This is a genomic window from Bradyrhizobium sp. CCBAU 51753, from assembly GCF_015291565.1.
In the GTDB taxonomy this organism is placed as follows: Bacteria; Pseudomonadota; Alphaproteobacteria; order Rhizobiales; family Xanthobacteraceae; genus Bradyrhizobium; species Bradyrhizobium ivorense.
In genome coordinates this window covers 1,529,132-1,544,409 of sequence record NZ_CP030037.1, presented here as the reverse complement: position 1 = coordinate 1,544,409, position 15,278 = coordinate 1,529,132, and the positions used below count along the sequence as shown (strand labels likewise).

Annotated in this window: 15 protein-coding genes; 8 read left to right on the top strand and 7 right to left on the bottom strand. The window is 64.2% G+C overall.

The features are described 5' to 3' along the window. Nucleotides 1–35: 35 nt before the first annotated feature. From glcF to XH93_RS07065, 4 genes are all read right to left on the bottom strand, one after another. Complete coding sequence (gene glcF, locus XH93_RS07080; RefSeq protein ID WP_194472952.1) at nucleotides 36–1,352, bottom strand: glycolate oxidase subunit GlcF; 1,317 nt, start codon at nucleotides 1,350–1,352, stop codon at nucleotides 36–38. Next, on the bottom strand, nucleotides 1,349–2,587 hold the full coding sequence (locus tag XH93_RS07075) for an FAD-binding protein (protein WP_194472951.1): 1,239 nt from the start codon (nucleotides 2,585–2,587) through the stop codon (nucleotides 1,349–1,351). The genes glcF and XH93_RS07075 overlap by 4 nt, the downstream gene beginning before the upstream one ends. A 32-nt stretch (nucleotides 2,588–2,619) precedes the next feature. Continuing rightward, nucleotides 2,620–3,309: a helix-turn-helix transcriptional regulator gene (locus tag XH93_RS07070; RefSeq protein WP_194472950.1), complete on the bottom strand. Its 690-nt coding sequence runs from the start codon at nucleotides 3,307–3,309 to the stop codon at nucleotides 2,620–2,622. Nucleotides 3,310–3,507: 198 nt separating this feature from the next. Then, on the bottom strand, nucleotides 3,508–3,660 hold the full coding sequence (locus XH93_RS07065) for a hypothetical protein (protein WP_172628297.1): 153 nt from the start codon (nucleotides 3,658–3,660) through the stop codon (nucleotides 3,508–3,510). A 70-nt stretch (nucleotides 3,661–3,730) separates the two neighbouring features. Here XH93_RS07065 and XH93_RS07060 point away from each other — a divergent pair, with 70 nt between their 5' ends. Further along, nucleotides 3,731–4,069 (top strand): putative quinol monooxygenase, encoded by a 339-nt coding sequence (locus tag XH93_RS07060; RefSeq protein ID WP_194472949.1) that lies wholly within the window; start codon nucleotides 3,731–3,733, stop codon nucleotides 4,067–4,069. A 121-nt stretch (nucleotides 4,070–4,190) separates the two neighbouring features. Here XH93_RS07060 and XH93_RS07055 read toward each other — a convergent pair whose 3' ends face one another. Further along, nucleotides 4,191–5,087, bottom strand: coding sequence for a DUF2189 domain-containing protein (locus XH93_RS07055; RefSeq protein WP_139480859.1), 897 nt, complete (start codon nucleotides 5,085–5,087; stop codon nucleotides 4,191–4,193). A 548-nt stretch (nucleotides 5,088–5,635) separates the two neighbouring features. On the opposite strand from XH93_RS07055, the gene coxB reads away from it, so the two are divergent. The 6 genes from coxB (at nucleotide 5,636) to XH93_RS07025 (ending at nucleotide 11,235) form a co-directional block, all read left to right on the top strand. Continuing rightward, entirely contained in the window at nucleotides 5,636–6,469 is an 834-nt protein-coding gene (gene coxB, locus XH93_RS07050) for a cytochrome c oxidase subunit II (protein WP_139480685.1), read from the top strand. A 71-nt stretch (nucleotides 6,470–6,540) separates the two neighbouring features. Next, entirely contained in the window at nucleotides 6,541–8,316 is a 1,776-nt protein-coding gene (ctaD, locus tag XH93_RS07045; RefSeq protein WP_139480686.1) for a cytochrome c oxidase subunit I, read from the top strand. Continuing rightward, a complete protein-coding gene (locus XH93_RS07040) occupies nucleotides 8,313–9,017 on the top strand; it encodes a cytochrome c oxidase subunit 3 (protein WP_194472948.1) in 705 nt (234 codons plus the stop codon). The genes ctaD and XH93_RS07040 overlap by 4 nt, the downstream gene beginning before the upstream one ends. Before the next feature lie 16 nt (nucleotides 9,018–9,033). Further along, nucleotides 9,034–9,756 carry a heme-copper oxidase subunit III family protein gene (locus XH93_RS07035; RefSeq protein WP_139863475.1) on the top strand — a complete coding sequence of 241 codons (723 nt, stop codon included), beginning with the start codon at nucleotides 9,034–9,036 and terminating at the stop codon, nucleotides 9,754–9,756. Between the two features lie 8 nt (nucleotides 9,757–9,764). Continuing rightward, a complete protein-coding gene (locus XH93_RS07030) occupies nucleotides 9,765–10,172 on the top strand; it encodes a cytochrome C oxidase subunit IV family protein (RefSeq protein WP_194472947.1) in 408 nt (135 codons plus the stop codon). Nucleotides 10,173–10,326: 154 nt separating this feature from the next. Beyond that, nucleotides 10,327–11,235, top strand: a complete 909-nt coding sequence (locus XH93_RS07025; RefSeq protein WP_194472946.1) for a heme o synthase — start codon at nucleotides 10,327–10,329, stop codon at nucleotides 11,233–11,235. Nucleotides 11,236–11,326: 91 nt separating this feature from the next. Here the strand turns inward: XH93_RS07025 and XH93_RS07020 are convergent, their stop codons facing one another. Next, complete coding sequence (locus XH93_RS07020; protein WP_139863477.1) at nucleotides 11,327–12,820, bottom strand: FAD-linked oxidase C-terminal domain-containing protein; 1,494 nt, start codon at nucleotides 12,818–12,820, stop codon at nucleotides 11,327–11,329. 237 nt (nucleotides 12,821–13,057) lie between these two features. On the opposite strand from XH93_RS07020, the gene cycA reads away from it, so the two are divergent. Next, on the top strand, nucleotides 13,058–13,453 hold the full coding sequence (gene cycA / locus XH93_RS07015) for a cytochrome c-550 CycA (RefSeq protein WP_139863478.1): 396 nt from the start codon (nucleotides 13,058–13,060) through the stop codon (nucleotides 13,451–13,453). A gap of 64 nt (nucleotides 13,454–13,517) precedes the next feature. On the opposite strand, the gene poxB is transcribed toward cycA, so the two are convergent. Then, nucleotides 13,518–15,254 (bottom strand): ubiquinone-dependent pyruvate dehydrogenase, encoded by a 1,737-nt coding sequence (poxB, locus tag XH93_RS07010; RefSeq protein ID WP_194472945.1) that lies wholly within the window; start codon nucleotides 15,252–15,254, stop codon nucleotides 13,518–13,520. Nucleotides 15,255–15,278 lie beyond the last annotated feature (24 nt).

The following is a 15,278-nucleotide window of genomic DNA, read 5'->3' as shown; positions in this document are numbered from 1 at the left end:
AGCTCAGGTCCGGATCATGCTCGAATGGCAGTCGATCAATTCAATCCTGGCCGGGGACCTCCTGTCGCCCAATCGAGAAGCTCAATCGTGTGCACCACAGGAACTGACGTACCGCCGGCAATCTGAACCATGCAGCCAATATTGCCCGCAGCGATCATGTCCGGTTTGACAAGCGCAATATTGGCGACCTTGCGATCGCGCAATCTGCTCGCAATGTCGGGCTGGAGAATGTTGTAGGTGCCCGCCGAACCGCAACACAAATGGCTCTCAGGTACATCTTTCACCACGAATCCATTCTTGGAAAGCAATTCTTTCGGAAGTTCAGTTATTTTCTGCCCATGCTGCAGCGAACAAGCCGAGTGATAGGCGACGGTGACATCGTCGCGTAGCGTCGAAGGCGCAAGCTCGAGGCTGCTCAGATACTCGGTGATATCCTTTGCCAGCGCGGAGATTCGCTTCGCCGGCTCGGCGAACGCGGCGTCCTCGCGCAGCAGATAGCCATAGTCCTTGACCACCGTGCCGCAGCCCGAGGTGGTCACCAGGATGGCATCCAGCCCGCCTCTGTCCGCCTCCGTTTGCCACACCGTGATGTTGGCCCGCGCGCGCGCGAGCGCGTCGGCGTCCTGCCCCATGTGATGGGTCAACGCGCCGCAGCATTGCTCGTCCTTGACCAGCACCACCTCGATGCCATGCCGGGTCAGCACGTTGATCGCGGCCTGATTGATGCGCGGCGCCAGCACCTGCTGGGCGCAACCCTGCAGCAGCGCGACCCGGCCGCGGCGCCGGCCGAGCGGCGCAAACACGGTTCCCGCCGCCGGACCCGGCTGCGGCAGACCGCGCGGCGCGAGCGCCAGCATGGCCTTGATCCGCCGCAGCAGCGTGGGGCCTGCCGCGCCGACCGACGGGGTCGGCAGCAGCGCCGTGAACGGTCGGGCGAGCCCGGCCAGGATCATGCTGATCCGGAACATGCCCGGCCGCGGCAGCACGTAGGCCAGCACCGAGCGCAACAGCCGCTCGCTCAGCGGGCGGGTATAATCCCGCTCGATCCTGACCCGGGCCTGGTCGACGAGGTGCATGTAGTTCACGCCCGACGGGCAGGTGGTCATGCAGGCGAGGCACGACAGGCAGCGGTCGATATGCTTGACCACGTCAGGTGTCGGCGGCTTGTCCTTCTCCAGCATCTCCTTGATCAGATAGATGCGGCCGCGCGGGCTATCGAGCTCGTCGCCGAGCAGCACATAGGTCGGGCAGGTCGCGGTGCAGAAGCCGCAATGCACGCAGTTGCGCAGGATCTTGTCGGCTTCCCTGATGTCGGGATCGGCGAGCTGCGTCAGGGAGAATTCGGTCTTCATGCGCCGCTGCCTCGCTTCATCCGGCCGCGGTTGAGGATCGATTTCGGGTCGAAGCTCGCCCGCACCCGCTCGGCGAGCGCGGCAAGCCCGTCCGCCTGCGGCTGGAACACATCGACATTGCGGCGCACTTCCTCGGCGGCGCGGATCAGGGTGGCATGGCCGCCGATCGCCTCGACTTGCTTGCGGACCAGCGCGGCCTGCGCGTCGGCGCTCGACGGCAGCGCGGCCCAGATCAGCCCGCCGCCCCAGTCGTAGATCACCTCGCCGCCGGTCTCGCGCGCCAGCGCCTGGCCGAGCGCGCCGCCGACGGCCGGCGGGCAGACGATGCGCCACACCGGCGACGCCCCAAGCGCGCCGTTCGCAGCGAATGGCTTGACGTCACGCAGCGCGCTCCAGACCGCCGCCGAGGCGTCGTCGGCGAGGCTGTCGACCGTCCCATAAGAAGACAGCGTCTGGCTTAGCGACCCCGCCCGGTGCGTCACCGACGCCGCGATGCCCTCGAGCCGCACCAGCGTCACGGCCTGCCCGGCGTCGGCGAGGGAGGCGAACGCCTCCGCCCCGGACCGGAACGCGGAGCCCGGCAGATGCGCCGCCCCCGAGACGTCGTAGGGCGAGCCGAGCGCTGCCGTCATCGCCTTGTTGGCGGTGACGTCGTCGAGGGCGCGCAAGATCAGCGTGCGCTCGCTTTCCGGCTTCGGCATCACCTTGAGCGTCACCTCGGTCATGACCGCAAGCGTGCCCCAGGAGCCGGTCAACAGCTTGCAGAGATCGTAACCGGTGACGTTCTTCACCACCCGCCCGCCGGTCTTGAAGCCGTCGCCGAACCCGGACACGGCATGGGCGCCGAGCAGATGATCGCGGGCGCCGCCCGCCCTGATGCGGCGGGGACCGGCGAGGCCTGCGCCGATCATGCCGCCGATGGTGCCGGCCGCCGCGGTGCCGAGCAGCACCGACGTGTCCATCGGCTCGAAGGCGAATTGCTGGTTCCTGGCGTCGATCAGCGACTGCACGTCGGCGAGCGGTGCACCGGCCTGAACCGTGATGATCAGCTCGCTCGGCTCATAGGAGGTGACGGCGTTCAGCGCCGAGACGTCGAGCACCGCATTGGTCGCCATCGGATGGCCGATGGCGCGCTTCGAACCATGGCCGATGATTTCGAGCGGCTGCTCGCCGGCAATCGCCGCGCGCACCACCTCTTCGACGTCTTTGGCGTCTCTGACCTTGAGCGTATCCACGCGTTAGCCGGTATCGAAATTCCGCGCCGAAATCAAATGCGCGCACCGAACAGTGTCGTGAACGCCGCTAACCCGTCTGCGGTGATCTCGACGGAACGGCCCTGCGGACGGCGCCGGATCCAGTCGCGCTGAAACGCGAGGTCGGCAAGCGCAGCCCCTGCCCGTCCGGCAAGGTGCGGACGCCGCTCGCTCCAGTCGAGACAGGACCGGCAGAGCAGCCGGCGGCTGCGCGCCGGGGAGCGCAGATCGATGCCGAGATCGCCGAGAAAGGCGATGCCGGCCGCAGTCAGTTCGCCGGCCTCCCGATCCAGATGGAGGTGGCCGCACTGCCGCATCGCGTCGGTGACGGCGACACCGAGTTCGCCGGCAAGGTGATCGTAGCAGGTCCGGGCCCGCCGCATCTGCGGGTCGATCCGCGGCGGCGAGCGGGACGGATTCGGCTCAACGGCGGCGACCGTCATCATGGCTTCGAGCATCTGCGCGACCAGCGGCGTCACCAGCCGGTAGAGCCGGCGCGGACCGGAGCGCTCGACCTTGAGCAGCGCCCGCGCGGCCAGCCGCGCCAGATGCCAGCTTGCCGTCTGCGGCGTCACCCCGGCAACCCGCGCCAGTTCGCTCGCGGTCTGCGCACGGCCATCCATCAGCCGCGTCAGCATGCCGGCGCGACCGGGGTCGGCGATCAAGGCGGCAAGGTCGGCAAGCTCTGGTGCGATGGTCTGCATGGCCAGCTCCGGGCTAGAGCGTTTTCCAGCGAAGTGGATACCGGTTCGCGTAAGGAAAACGCGTCAAAACAAGAATCCAGAGCCCCGTTCCGATTCCATCGGAACGGGAATGGCTCTAGGGACCACGATGCTTGTCGCACGGCTACCCACCACAACGCTTCGACCATAGTCGAAGTGTTCACGACATCGACACTTCGATCAGCGGCGAACCGCCCGCGCCGACCGATCGCCTATGTCCTGGGTGCGGTTCGGCACCGCAAGACAATCGGAGACGATCATGCAGCCGTCTGAAGTCGACATCGCCACGATGCCCAGCCGACGAGCGGCCATCGGCAGGGTAGCAGCGATCATGGCGATCGCCAGCGTCTCGCCCTGGGCCGTGTCGCAATCCCGATCAGAGCCAAGCAACGGAGGAAGACCGATGAAGCACTATGCAATGAGCACGAGAACCATCAGCGACGCCATCAACACCGGCGGCCTGCTGGTGGTGGCGCAATGGGAGGCCAAGGAAGGACAGGCCGACAGGATCGCGGAGATCCTCGACCACTTCCTGCCCGAGGCGCAGAAGGACCCCGGCACCAAGCTGTTCCTGATCGGCCGCGGCAAGGACAATCCGGCGCAGTTCCTGTTCTACGAGCTGTTCCAGGACGAGGCCGCATTCAAGGCGCATCAGGACAGCGCCTACTTCAAGACCTACATCGCGGAGCAGGCGCTGCCGCTGCTGGCGAAACGCGAGCGCGCGCAATACGCGCTGCTGTAAGCAGACCGCGGGGAAGGACCGCAACGCCAGCCCTTCCCCGCGGCGCCGGAACGGGGCTCTGGATTCTTGTTTTGACGCGTTTCCTTCACGCGAACCGGTATCCACTTCGCTCGAAAGCGCTCTAGCGCTCACGGCTCCAGGGGAAGAGAGAGGCCGGGAAATCGGCCGCGTAACGGTGTCCGATCGGCGGGCGGGGCTCTTCTTGCGGAGGATTCGGGTCGGGCTCGACCACTTTCCTGTAAAGATGCCAGGTGGCATGACCGAGCACCGGCAGAACGACGCAGAGACCGACGAAGAATGGCAGTGAGCCCACGGCCAGCAACACCGCAACGATCAATCCCCACGCGGCCATCTCAATTGGATTCATCGTCACAGCCCGGATCGAGGTGCGGATCGCATCGATCGCCGTCGCATGGCGGTCGAGCATCAGTGGAAATGAAACGACGCTGACGCACAGGGCAACCAGGGCAAAAAGGAAGCCGACGCCGCACCCGATGATGATGAGCGTCCAGCCTTCGGGCGTCGTCAACACGCGCTGTGCGAAATCAGGGATGCTCGCAGCCGGAGCATAGCCGAAAGTCGCAATGTAGATCGCGTCCGCCGCGGCGATCCAGACCCCGAACAGAACCAGCAGGAGAACGCCAAGTTCGAGCATGGCGCCGAACGACGGCGCACGCAGCACCTGCATCGCATCCCAGGCGCCCGGCTCTTCTCCACGCTCGCGGCGGCGGCTCAGTTCGTAGAGGCCCAGTCCGGCGAAAGGACCGATCAGGGCGAAGCCGGCCGCGAGCGGAAACAGCAGCGGCAGCACCGAATAGCCGAGCACAAGTCTGAAGAGGACGAGGCCGAGGACGGGATACATCACGCACAGGACGATGGCGTGGGTCGGGATGGCTTTGAAGTCTTCCCAGCCGAGGCGCAGCGCATCGCCCAAGTCGGAAAGGCTGATCTTGCGAACGACATAGGCGGTAGAGACGCCAAACACTTGCAGTTTGGGTCGTGCGAATACTGTCGTCATGGTTCCGTCTCCTTGCTTGTGGCCGCAGGGGAACGGAGCGCCATCAAAACACGCACATCCGCCTCATCCGCGAAAATCGCGACTGAGTCCGGCAAATCAGGTTCAACCAGAAGGAGCTTGCCGGACGACATCTGTCGCAGCCGGTCCAGTGAAACTAATCCGATGCGCGGCAGAAGCAAGGTGGTGAACGCGGTCGACGGAATTGTGCAGTTGCACACGCCCGGTTTTGCGATGCGTCAAGCGACAGGGGGGATGGCCGGTCAGTATTCGCGGCATGCAATGCTTTCCCGCCAACACGCGCCGGACCGAGGCGGGCATACTCCTCTATTGACGCCGGGCTCGACGGGTACCATGTTGAAGCAGTGAACGCCCCCAAGCTCCGATGAGGTTGCGGCCGTGACGTTGAGCCTTTGTCATGTCCGACGTCGCGACCGGTAGAATGGGCGAGGCAAGAGGCACGGCGATGGTGACCGTGACACCGTCGCTTTGACGTGAGCTCCGCCCTTTCGTTCGTCTCCGCAGCCTTCGATGGCAAGGAGGAATGAGGGATGGCTGTAGCACTCATACTGCTCCTGGTTGCCGTCGCCTCGGTGCTGTTCCACCTGTACAGCCCCTGGTGGTGGACCCCGATTGCCTCGAACTGGAGCTATATCGACCACACGATCAACCTGACATTCTGGATCACCGGAGCGGTATTCTGCGCGGTGATCGCGTTCATGGCCTATTGCGTCCTGCGCTTTCACCACACCGAGGGACGGCGCGCCCACTACAATCCCGAGAACAAGAAGCTCGAATGGTGGCTCAGCATCGGCACCGCGATCGGCGTCGTCGCCATGCTGGCGCCCGGCCTCGTCGTCTGGCACCAGTTCGTCACCGTTCCCGCCGACGCGACCGACGTCGAGGTCGTTGGACAACAGTGGATGTGGAGTTATCGGCTTCCGGGCAAGGATGGCCGGCTCGGCACGTCGGATGCGCGCCTGATCAGCTCCGACAACCCACTCGGGTTGAATCCCAATGATCCGAACGGGCAGGACGACATCGTCGTCCAGAACGAGGATCTGCATCTGCCGGTTGGGAAGCCGGTGAAGGTGCTGCTCCGCTCGATCGACGTCCTGCATGATTTCTACGTGCCCGAGTTCCGGGCGAAGATGGACATGATCCCCGGCTCGGTGACCTACTACTGGCTCACGCCGACCCGGACCGGAACCTTCGACGTCCTCTGCGCCGAGCTGTGCGGCGCCGCGCACGCGCAGATGCGCAGCAAGGTCGTCGTGGAAGAAGAGAAGGAATATCACGCGTGGCTGGAGAGGCAGCACACGTTCGCCGCCTTGTCCGGCCAGCGCAACGTCGCGAAGGCGGCGTACAAGACGGATAGCGAATGAACATGCCGACGAGGGTTAGCCGGATATGAGGTGAACTCGTCGCCGAGCGGAAGACCAAGGAGGGTATTCCGATGGTCGATATCCCGTTTGATGAGGTCGCAGGCATCCCGCCCGCCGAAGTAGGTGAGGTCGAGCTCTATCACCCGCACAGCTGGTGGACGCGGTACGTCTTTTCGCAGGACGCCAAGGTGATCGCCATCCAGTATTCGATCACGGCGATGTCGATCGGAATGGTGGCGCTGGTGCTGTCGTGGATGATGCGCCTGCAACTGGGATTCCCCGGCACATTCTCCTTCATCGATGCCAACCAGTATCTCCAGTTCATCACCATGCATGGCATGATCATGGTGATCTACCTGCTCACCGCCTTGTTCCTTGGCGGCTTCGGCAACTACCTCATCCCGCTGATGGTCGGCGCGCGGGACATGGTTTTCCCCTATGTGAACATGCTGAGCTATTGGGTCTACCTGCTCGCCGTGCTGGTGCTGGCCGCGACCTTCTTCGTGCCGGGCGGACCGACCGGCGCCGGCTGGACGCTGTATCCGCCGCAGGCCATCCTCTCCGGGACGCCCGGGCAGGACTGGGGCATCGTTCTCATGCTGGCCTCACTGATCCTGTTCATCATCGGCTTCACGATGGGCGGGCTCAATTACGTGGTGACGGTGCTGCAGGCCCGCACCCGCGGCATGACCTTGATGCGGATGCCGCTGACGGTGTGGGGCATCTTCACCGCCACCGTGATGGCGCTGCTGGCGTTCCCGGCGCTGTTCGTCGCCTCGGTGATGCTGTTGCTGGACCGCCTCCTTGGAACCAGCTTCTTCATGCCGACGCTGGTCGAGATGGGCCAGTTGACCAAGTATGGCGGCGGCAGCCCGATCCTGTTCCAGCATCTGTTCTGGTTCTTCGGCCACCCCGAGGTCTACATCGTCGCGCTGCCGGCGTTCGGCATCATCTCGGACCTGATCAGCACGCACGCGCGCAAGAACATCTTCGGCTATCGCATGATGGTCTGGGCGATCGTGGCGATCGGGGCGCTGAGCTTCGTCGTGTGGGCGCACCACATGTATGTCAGCGGCATGCACCCGTATTTCGGGTTCTTCTTCGCCACCACGACGCTGATCATCGCGATCCCGACCGCGATCAAGGTCTACAACTGGGTGCTGACCCTGTGGCGCGGCGACATCCATCTCACGGTGCCGATGCTGTTTGCGCTCGGCTTCATCATCACCTTCGTCAACGGCGGCCTGACCGGGCTGTTCCTCGGCAACGTGGTCGTCGACGTCCCGCTGTCCGACACGATGTTCGTTGTCGCGCACTTCCACATGGTGATGGGGATTGCGCCGATCATGGCCGTGTTCGGCGGGATCTATCACTGGTATCCGAAGGTTACCGGGCGGATGCTCAATGACGCGCTCGGACACTTCCACTTCTGGGTGACGTTCATCGGGGCCTATGCGGTGTTCTTCCCGATGCACTATCTCGGCCTGCTCGGGATGCCGCGCCGCTACCACGACATCGGCGAGACCGCGTTCGTGCCGGCATCCGCCCATGACCTCAATGCGTTCATGAGCGTGGCGGCGCTGATTGTCGGCTTCGCCCAGCTGGTCTTCCTGTTCAATCTGGTCTGGAGCCTGTTCAAAGGAAAAGAGGCGGGCGGCAATCCCTGGGGCGCCACCTCGCTGGAATGGCAGACGCCGGAGACCCCGCCGGGGCATGGCAACTGGGGCAAGGAGCTCCCCGTCGTCTATCGCTGGGCCTACGATTACAGCGTGCCCGGTGCCACAAGGGACTTCATCCCCCAGAATGAACCGCCGGCCAGGGTGGCGGCGCAGGGAGCCCATCCGTGAGTGCCATCGTCCTGTTCATTGCTACGATTGCAGCGATCGCGGGATGGTGGCTCTCGCAGCAACGGCTGGCCGCCAAGCCGTGGCTGGAGCAGGGCGTTGCCGTCGATCTTCGCGGCGATCGCGGCTCGTCGGTGCCGGCGGCGAAAATCGGCCTCGGGGTTTTTCTCGCGGTGGTCGGCTCGCTGTTCGCGCTCCTGATCAGCGCCTACTCGATGCGCACCACCATGGCGGACTGGCGCGAGCTGCCGCTGCCGAAATTATTGTGGTTCAACACCGGCGTCCTCGTCATCAGCAGCGTGGCGCTGCAATGGGCGCTGATGGCCGCGCGCCGCGAAGACAGTGACGGCCTGATCGTCGGTCTTCTGATCGGTGGTGCATCGGCCGTGATGTTCCTGACCGGGCAGCTCGTGGTGTGGCAGCAGCTGAAGATCGCCGGCTATGTCGTGGCGTCGAACCCGGCCAATTCCTTCTTCTACCTGATCACCGCGTTGCACGGGCTGCACGTGACCGGCGGCCTGGTGGCGCTCGGCAGGACGACCGCAAAGGTGTGGCGCGGCGCGCCGATGGCGCAGCTGCGCCTGAGCGTCGAGCTCTGCACCATCTATTGGCATTTCCTGTTGTTGGTCTGGCTGGTGCTGCTCGGTCTCCTGACCGGCTGGACCGACAATTTCGTCGACATCTGTCGCCAGTTGCTCAGTTAAGCGAGGGCAGGACGCGATGACAGAAACCACATTGGCAACTCCCAAGGCGCCGCCCGGGACGATTCCCGGGCTGCGCGGCATCGCCGCCGACTGGGCATCGGATCAGCGCGCGTTCAAGAACGTGTCGTGGGGGAAGGCCATGATGTGGATCTTCCTGCTCAGCGACACCTTCATCTTCAGCTGCTTCCTGCTGTCGTACATGACGGCGCGGATGTCGACGACCGTGCCTTGGCCCAACCCGAGCGAGGTCTTCGCCCTCAATATCGGCGGCAAGCACATTCCGCTGATCCTGATCGCCATCATGACCTTCATCCTGATCTCGAGCAGCGGCACGATGGCGATGGCGGTCAATTTCGGCTATCGCCGCGATCGCGTCAAGACCGCGGCCCTGATGCTGGCCACCGCGGCCTTCGGCGCAACCTTCGTCGGCATGCAGGCCTTCGAATGGACCAAGCTGATCATGGAGGGCGTGCGGCCCTGGGGCAATCCCTGGGGCGCGGCGCAGTTTGGTTCATGCTTCTTCATGATCACTGGCTTCCACGGCACCCATGTGACGATCGGCGTCATCTTCCTGATCGCGATTGCGCGAAAGGTCTGGCGCGGAGATTTCGATGTCGAGCGGCGCGGTTTCTTCACGAGCCGCAAGGGCTACTACGAGATCGTCGAGATCATGGGCCTGTACTGGCATTTCGTCGATCTGGTCTGGGTGTTCATCTTTGCCTTCTTTTATCTCTGGTGAGGTAGCGCATGACAGAAGCAGCAGTACATGTCGAAGGGCAGGCAGCACAGCATGCGCTTCATACCTATGTGCATGACGCGGTGGCATCAGGCAGCGCGCACGCAGAGGGCCAGCAGCATCCCATCAAGCTCTATCTCGTGGTCTGGGGATGGCTGTTCGTGCTCAGCACCTGCTCCTATCTCGTCGACTATTTTGGCATCCACGGCCACCTGCGGTGGTCGCTGATCCTGCTGTTCATGGTGCTCAAGGCCGGCCTGATCGTCGCTGTCTTCATGCACATGGCCTGGGAGCGGCTGGCGTTGGCTTACGCCATCCTGTTGCCGCCGGTGCTGGTGCTGGTTTTTGTAGGGATCATGGTGTTCGAATCCGACTATACGCATCTGCTCCGCGTCATATTTTTCGCGTCGGCGAACTAGGCGCAGGACGGCTATGATCACCTGCGCCGTGCCGCCAAACTGGACCAAGCAAGGCATCCTGAAGGCGAAGGACAAGCCATTTCGTCCGGGACTCTGCGAAGAAAGCCGTCGACCGACGGCCTTCTGAGTATCGAACTGACGAGGAATCAATCTCGTGCAAATCAATCGTTCAATTCTTCGCCGGAGCTATGCCAACATCGGAGATTACGTCGCACTGACGAAACCGCGCGTTATGTCGCTGGTCGTCTTCACCGCGCTCGTCGGTCTGATGGTCGCACCAGGCGGCATCGATCCCTTCACCGGCGTCGTTGCGCTTCTTTGCATCGCTGCGGGAGCCGGCGCCGCAGCTGCGCTCAATATGTGGTACGATGCCGACATCGATGCGGTGATGGCGCGGACCGCCATCCGCCCGATCCCCAGCGGCCGTGTATCGCGTTCGGAAGCGTTGGTGTTCGGATTGATGCTTGGCACGTGCGCCGTCCTCGCCCTCGGCGCTTTGCTGAACATGGCCGCGGCTGCGCTGCTTGCTTTCACAATTTTCTTCTACGTCGTCGTCTACACGATGTGGCTCAAGCGCCGAACACCGCAGAACATCGTCATTGGCGGTGCCGCCGGTGCACTGCCGCCGGTGATCGGCTGGGCTGCGGTCACCGGAAATGTCGGGCTCGAGCCGCTCAGCCTGTTTCTGATCATCTTCCTTTGGACGCCGGCCCACTTCTGGGCACTGTCGCTCAATCTTGCTGGAGAATATGCCCGCGCCGGTGTGCCGATGTTGCCGGTCGTGGCCGGCAAGACCGAAACAAAGCGCCAGATTTTTCTTTATAGTGTGATTTTGGTTCCGATCTCACTGCTCCCCTGTGCACTGGGGTTCGCGGGAGCCATCTATGGCGCGGCCGCGGCGATGCTGGGAGCGACCATGATTTTTCTCGCATGGCATGTCCGTCGAAGCCACGACAGGGAATGGCGGCCTGCTCGTCGCCTGTTCGCGTTTTCTATGCTCTATCTGGTCCTGCTTTTTGCCGTGCTGCTGATGAATGCTGCACCCTACGCTCAGCCCCACTAGAGCCAGTTCCGTTCCGATGGGCGTTTGCGCGAAGATCATGCTCAAGCAAGAAGCCAAAGCGCGATGACGATCAACCTGGTCGCATCACGCTTTAGAACCGCGGGATATCCGGAAACGCCAGCTTGCCGGCATGGACGTGGACGCGGCCGAGCTCGGCACAGCGGTGCAGGGTCGGAAACACTTTTCCAGGGTTGAGCAGGCCCTTCGCGTCGAACGCGCATTTCAGCCGCTGCTGCTGGTTGAGGTCGATCTCGGTGAACATCTCGCCCATCAGGTCGCGCTTCTCGATGCCGACGCCGTGCTCGCCGGTGAGCACGCCGCCGAGCTCGACGCAGCAGCGCAGGATGTCGGCGCCGAACGCTTCCGCCTTCTCGATCTCGCCGGGCTTGTTGGCATCGTAGAGGATCAGCGGGTGCAGATTGCCGTCGCCGGCGTGGAACACGTTGGCGACGCCGAGGCCGTATTTTTCCGACAGGTCGCGGATCCGCGCCAGCGCCTTCGGCAGCGCGCCGCGCGGGATGGTGCCGTCCATGCAGAGATAGTCGGGCGAGATGCGGCCGACCGCGGGGAACGCCGCCTTGCGGCCGGCCCAGAACAGATTGCGCTCGGCCTCTGAATTGGAAATCTGCAGGGTCACCGACCCGCAGCCCTTGGCGATGCTTTCGACCCGCGTGATCAACTCATCGACCTCGACCGACGGACCGTCGAGCTCGATGATCAGCAGCGCCTCGACGTCGAGCGGATAGCCGGCATGGACGAAGGCCTCCGCGGCGTGGATCGCGGGCTTGTCCATCATTTCCATGCCGCCCGGGATGATGCCGGCGCCGATAATTCGCGCCACGCATTCGCCGGCGGCCTCGACCTCGGCAAAGCCGACCATCAGGGCGCGCGCCGTCTCCGGCTTGCGCAGGATGCGCACCGTGATCTCGGTGACGACGCCGAGCAGGCCCTCGGAGCCGGTGATGATCCCCATCAGATCGTAGCCGGCGTTCTCCGCCGACTTGCCGCCGATGCGCAGGATCTCGCCGTTCATCAGCACGATCTCGCAGCCCAGCACGTTGTTGGTGGTCATGCCGTATTTCAGGCAGTGCACGCCGCCGGAATTTTCCGCGACATTGCCGCCGATCGAGCAGGCGATCTGCGACGACGGATCGGGCGCGTAATAGAACCCGGCATGGGCGACCGCCTGGCTGATCGCCAGATTAGTGACGCCGGGCTCGGTGACGACAACGCGGTTGTCGAAGTCAATCTCGCGAATCCGCTTGAACTTGCCGAGCCCAAGCAGGACGCCGTCGGCGAGCGGCAGCGCGCCGCCGGACAGCGAGGTGCCGGAGCCGCGCGGCACCACCTTGATGCCCTGCGCGTGGCAATATTTCAGGACCTTTGCCACCTGCTCGGTGGTATCGGGCAACACCACGACCATCGGCGGCTGCCGGTAGGCGGTCAGCCCGTCGGATTCATAGGCCAGCATCTCGGCGGCACTGTCGACCACGCCCTCTCCCGGGACGATGGCACGCAGGGCCGCCACGATTTCGCCGCGGCGATCGAGGACGGCCTGATCGGCCGCCGGCATCATGATGGACATCGCAGTTCCCTTCGGGGCATCGTCCTGTTGCCGATTTGTTACGACAAATCAACCACGTCCGCACCTGTTTCGATCGACCGGCCAAAGGTCGGTCTTGCCTGCACCCGGCAGGGCGAGTTCGCTCTGAGACAAGCGGGCTGTCATGAAAACTGTCAAAGTTTCGTGGCTTGTCCTGCCCAAGCCGGACATGCCACAAACGATTCTACTCACCTCCCGGGACGAAACGAAGAGCACCCCATGAAGCTAAAGACCTTGAGCGCGCTGGCGGTCGTCACATCGCTGGCTTTCGCATCCTCCGCGCTGGCCCAGGATGCGGCCGCCGGCAAGACCTCGTTCAACAAGTGCCTCGCCTGCCACGCGATCGGCGAAGGCGCCAAGAACAAGGTCGGACCCGAGCTCAACGGCCTCGACGGCCGCCATTCCGGCAGTGCGCCGGACTACAATTACTCGGACGCCAACAAGAATTCCGGCATCACCTGGAACAAGGCGACCTTCCTCGAATACATCAAGGACCCGAAGGCCAAGATCCCCGGCACCAAGATGGCGTTCGCCGGCATCAAGAACGAGACCGAGGCCAACAACCTCTGGACCTACATCTCCTCGTTCGACAAGGACGGCAAGCAGAAGCAGTAAATCGCCCGGATCGGGCTTGCGTCCGCCCTGAGGCTGATCTCAGGGCGGACTTTGCCGCGCCCGGTCAGCGCGGCAACAGATTGGTCTTGGCGAGATCGAGCACCTCGTCGCCGCGGCCGCTCATCACGGCGCGCAGCACCCACAGGCTGAAGCCCTTGACCTGCTCCAGCGTGATGGTCGGCGGCATCGACAATTCCTGCGTCGCGGTCACGACGTCGAGCACCGCCGGGCCGTTATGCGCGAGCACGTCGCGGACCGCGCCCTCGAGCTCGCCGGGATCCTCGACCCTGATGCCGTGAATGCCCATGGCGCGGGCCATCGCCGCGAAGTCGGGGTTCTTCAGATCGACCCCGGTTTCGATGAAGCCGGCGGCCTTCATCTCCAGCGCCACGAAGCCGAGCACGCTGTTGTTGAAGATCACGACCTTCACCGGCAGCTTGGCCTGGGTCAGCGTGATCAGGTCGCCCATCAGCATGGCGAAGCCGCCATCGCCCGACATCGAGACCACTTGCCGCCCAGGCTGCGCCGCCTGGGCGCCGATCGCATGCGCCATCGCATTGGCCATCGAGCCATGCACCAGCGAGCCGATCAGGCGGCGCTTGCCGTTCATCTTGAGATAGCGCGCCGACCAGATCGTCGGGGTGCCGACATCGGCCGTGAACACCGCGTCCTCGGAGGCGTTCTCGCTGAGCAGGCGGGCGAGATATTGCGGATGGATCGGCTTCTGGCCCGGCGTGCCGCGAGCGAGATCGTCGAGGCCGGCGCGGACATCCTTGTAGTGCGCCATGGCGGCGTCGAGATGCTTGCGCTCGGTCTTGGCGGTGAGCTTCGGCAGCAGCGCGGCGATGGTCTCGTTGACGTCGCCGACGATGCCGAGATCGAGCTTGCAGCGGCGGCCGAGATTCTCCGGGCGGATATCGACCTGCGCGATGCTGACATCGGTCGGGAAGAACTGCTTGTAGGGAAAATCGGTGCCGAGCATCAGCAGCACGTCGCAGGCGTGCATGGCGGCATAGCCGGAGGAGAAGCCGATGAAGCCGGTCATGCCGACATCGTAGGGGTTGTCGTACTCGACATATTCCTTGCCGCCGAGCGCGTGCACGATCGGGCTCTTCAGCGCCTCGGCGAGCTTCATCAGATTGGCATGCGCGCCGGCGCAGCCGCGGCCGCAGAACAGCGTGACCCGCCGCGCGCCGTTGAGCAGATCGGCCAGCGCCGTCAACTCGGCGTCGGCCGGCCGCACCACCGGCGCCGGTGGCAGCAGGCCGGCATTGGGCGAGACGTTGCGCTTCGGCGCCGGCTTGAACGCGACATCGCCCGGCAGCACCAGCACGGCGACGCCGCGCTTGCCGACCGCGGCGCGGATCGCGTTCTCCAGCATGTAGGGCAGCTGCGACGGATCTGACACCAGCTCGCAATAATGGCTGCATTCGCGGAACAGGTCCTGCGGATGGGTCTCCTGGAAATAGCCGCCGCCGATTTCCGCGGACGGGATCTGCGCCGCGATCGCCAGCACCGGGGTGCGGCTGCGATGCGCATCGAACAGGCCATTGATCAGATGCAGATTGCCCGGGCCGCAGGAGCCGGCGCAGACCGCAAGCTCGCCGGTGAGCTGGGCCTCGGCGGCCGCGGCAAAAGCCGCCACCTCCTCGTGGCGCACATGCAGCCAGTCGATCGTGCCGCGCTTGCGCAGGGCCTCGGTCAGACCGTTGAGGCTGTCGCCGACGATGCCGTAGATGCGCTTCACGCCGGCCTGGGCAAGGGTTTCAGCGATGAGGTCGGCGACGTTGTCGATCCGCATGAGACTTGTCCTTTGATGAAACTC

What these genes read in the sequence shown, in the direction of transcription:
- XH93_RS07055 (WP_139480859.1), bottom strand. Translation starts at nt 5,087, where the DNA reads ATGACGACAGTATTCGCACGACCCAAACTGCAAGTGTTTGGCGTCTCT.
- XH93_RS07060 (WP_194472949.1), top strand. Translation starts at nt 3,731, where the DNA reads ATGAAGCACTATGCAATGAGCACGAGAACCATCAGCGACGCCATCAAC.
- XH93_RS07065 (WP_172628297.1), bottom strand. Translation starts at nt 3,660, where the DNA reads ATGATCGCTGCTACCCTGCCGATGGCCGCTCGTCGGCTGGGCATCGTG.
- coxB (WP_139480685.1), top strand. Translation starts at nt 5,636, where the DNA reads ATGGCTGTAGCACTCATACTGCTCCTGGTTGCCGTCGCCTCGGTGCTG.
- XH93_RS07030 (WP_194472947.1), top strand. Translation starts at nt 9,765, where the DNA reads ATGACAGAAGCAGCAGTACATGTCGAAGGGCAGGCAGCACAGCATGCG.
- glcF (WP_194472952.1), bottom strand. Translation starts at nt 1,352, where the DNA reads ATGAAGACCGAATTCTCCCTGACGCAGCTCGCCGATCCCGACATCAGG.
- ctaD (WP_139480686.1), top strand. Translation starts at nt 6,541, where the DNA reads ATGGTCGATATCCCGTTTGATGAGGTCGCAGGCATCCCGCCCGCCGAA.
- cycA (WP_139863478.1), top strand. Translation starts at nt 13,058, where the DNA reads ATGAAGCTAAAGACCTTGAGCGCGCTGGCGGTCGTCACATCGCTGGCT.
- XH93_RS07070 (WP_194472950.1), bottom strand. Translation starts at nt 3,309, where the DNA reads ATGCAGACCATCGCACCAGAGCTTGCCGACCTTGCCGCCTTGATCGCC.
- poxB (WP_194472945.1), bottom strand. Translation starts at nt 15,254, where the DNA reads ATGCGGATCGACAACGTCGCCGACCTCATCGCTGAAACCCTTGCCCAG.
- XH93_RS07035 (WP_139863475.1), top strand. Translation starts at nt 9,034, where the DNA reads ATGACAGAAACCACATTGGCAACTCCCAAGGCGCCGCCCGGGACGATT.
- XH93_RS07020 (WP_139863477.1), bottom strand. Translation starts at nt 12,820, where the DNA reads ATGTCCATCATGATGCCGGCGGCCGATCAGGCCGTCCTCGATCGCCGC.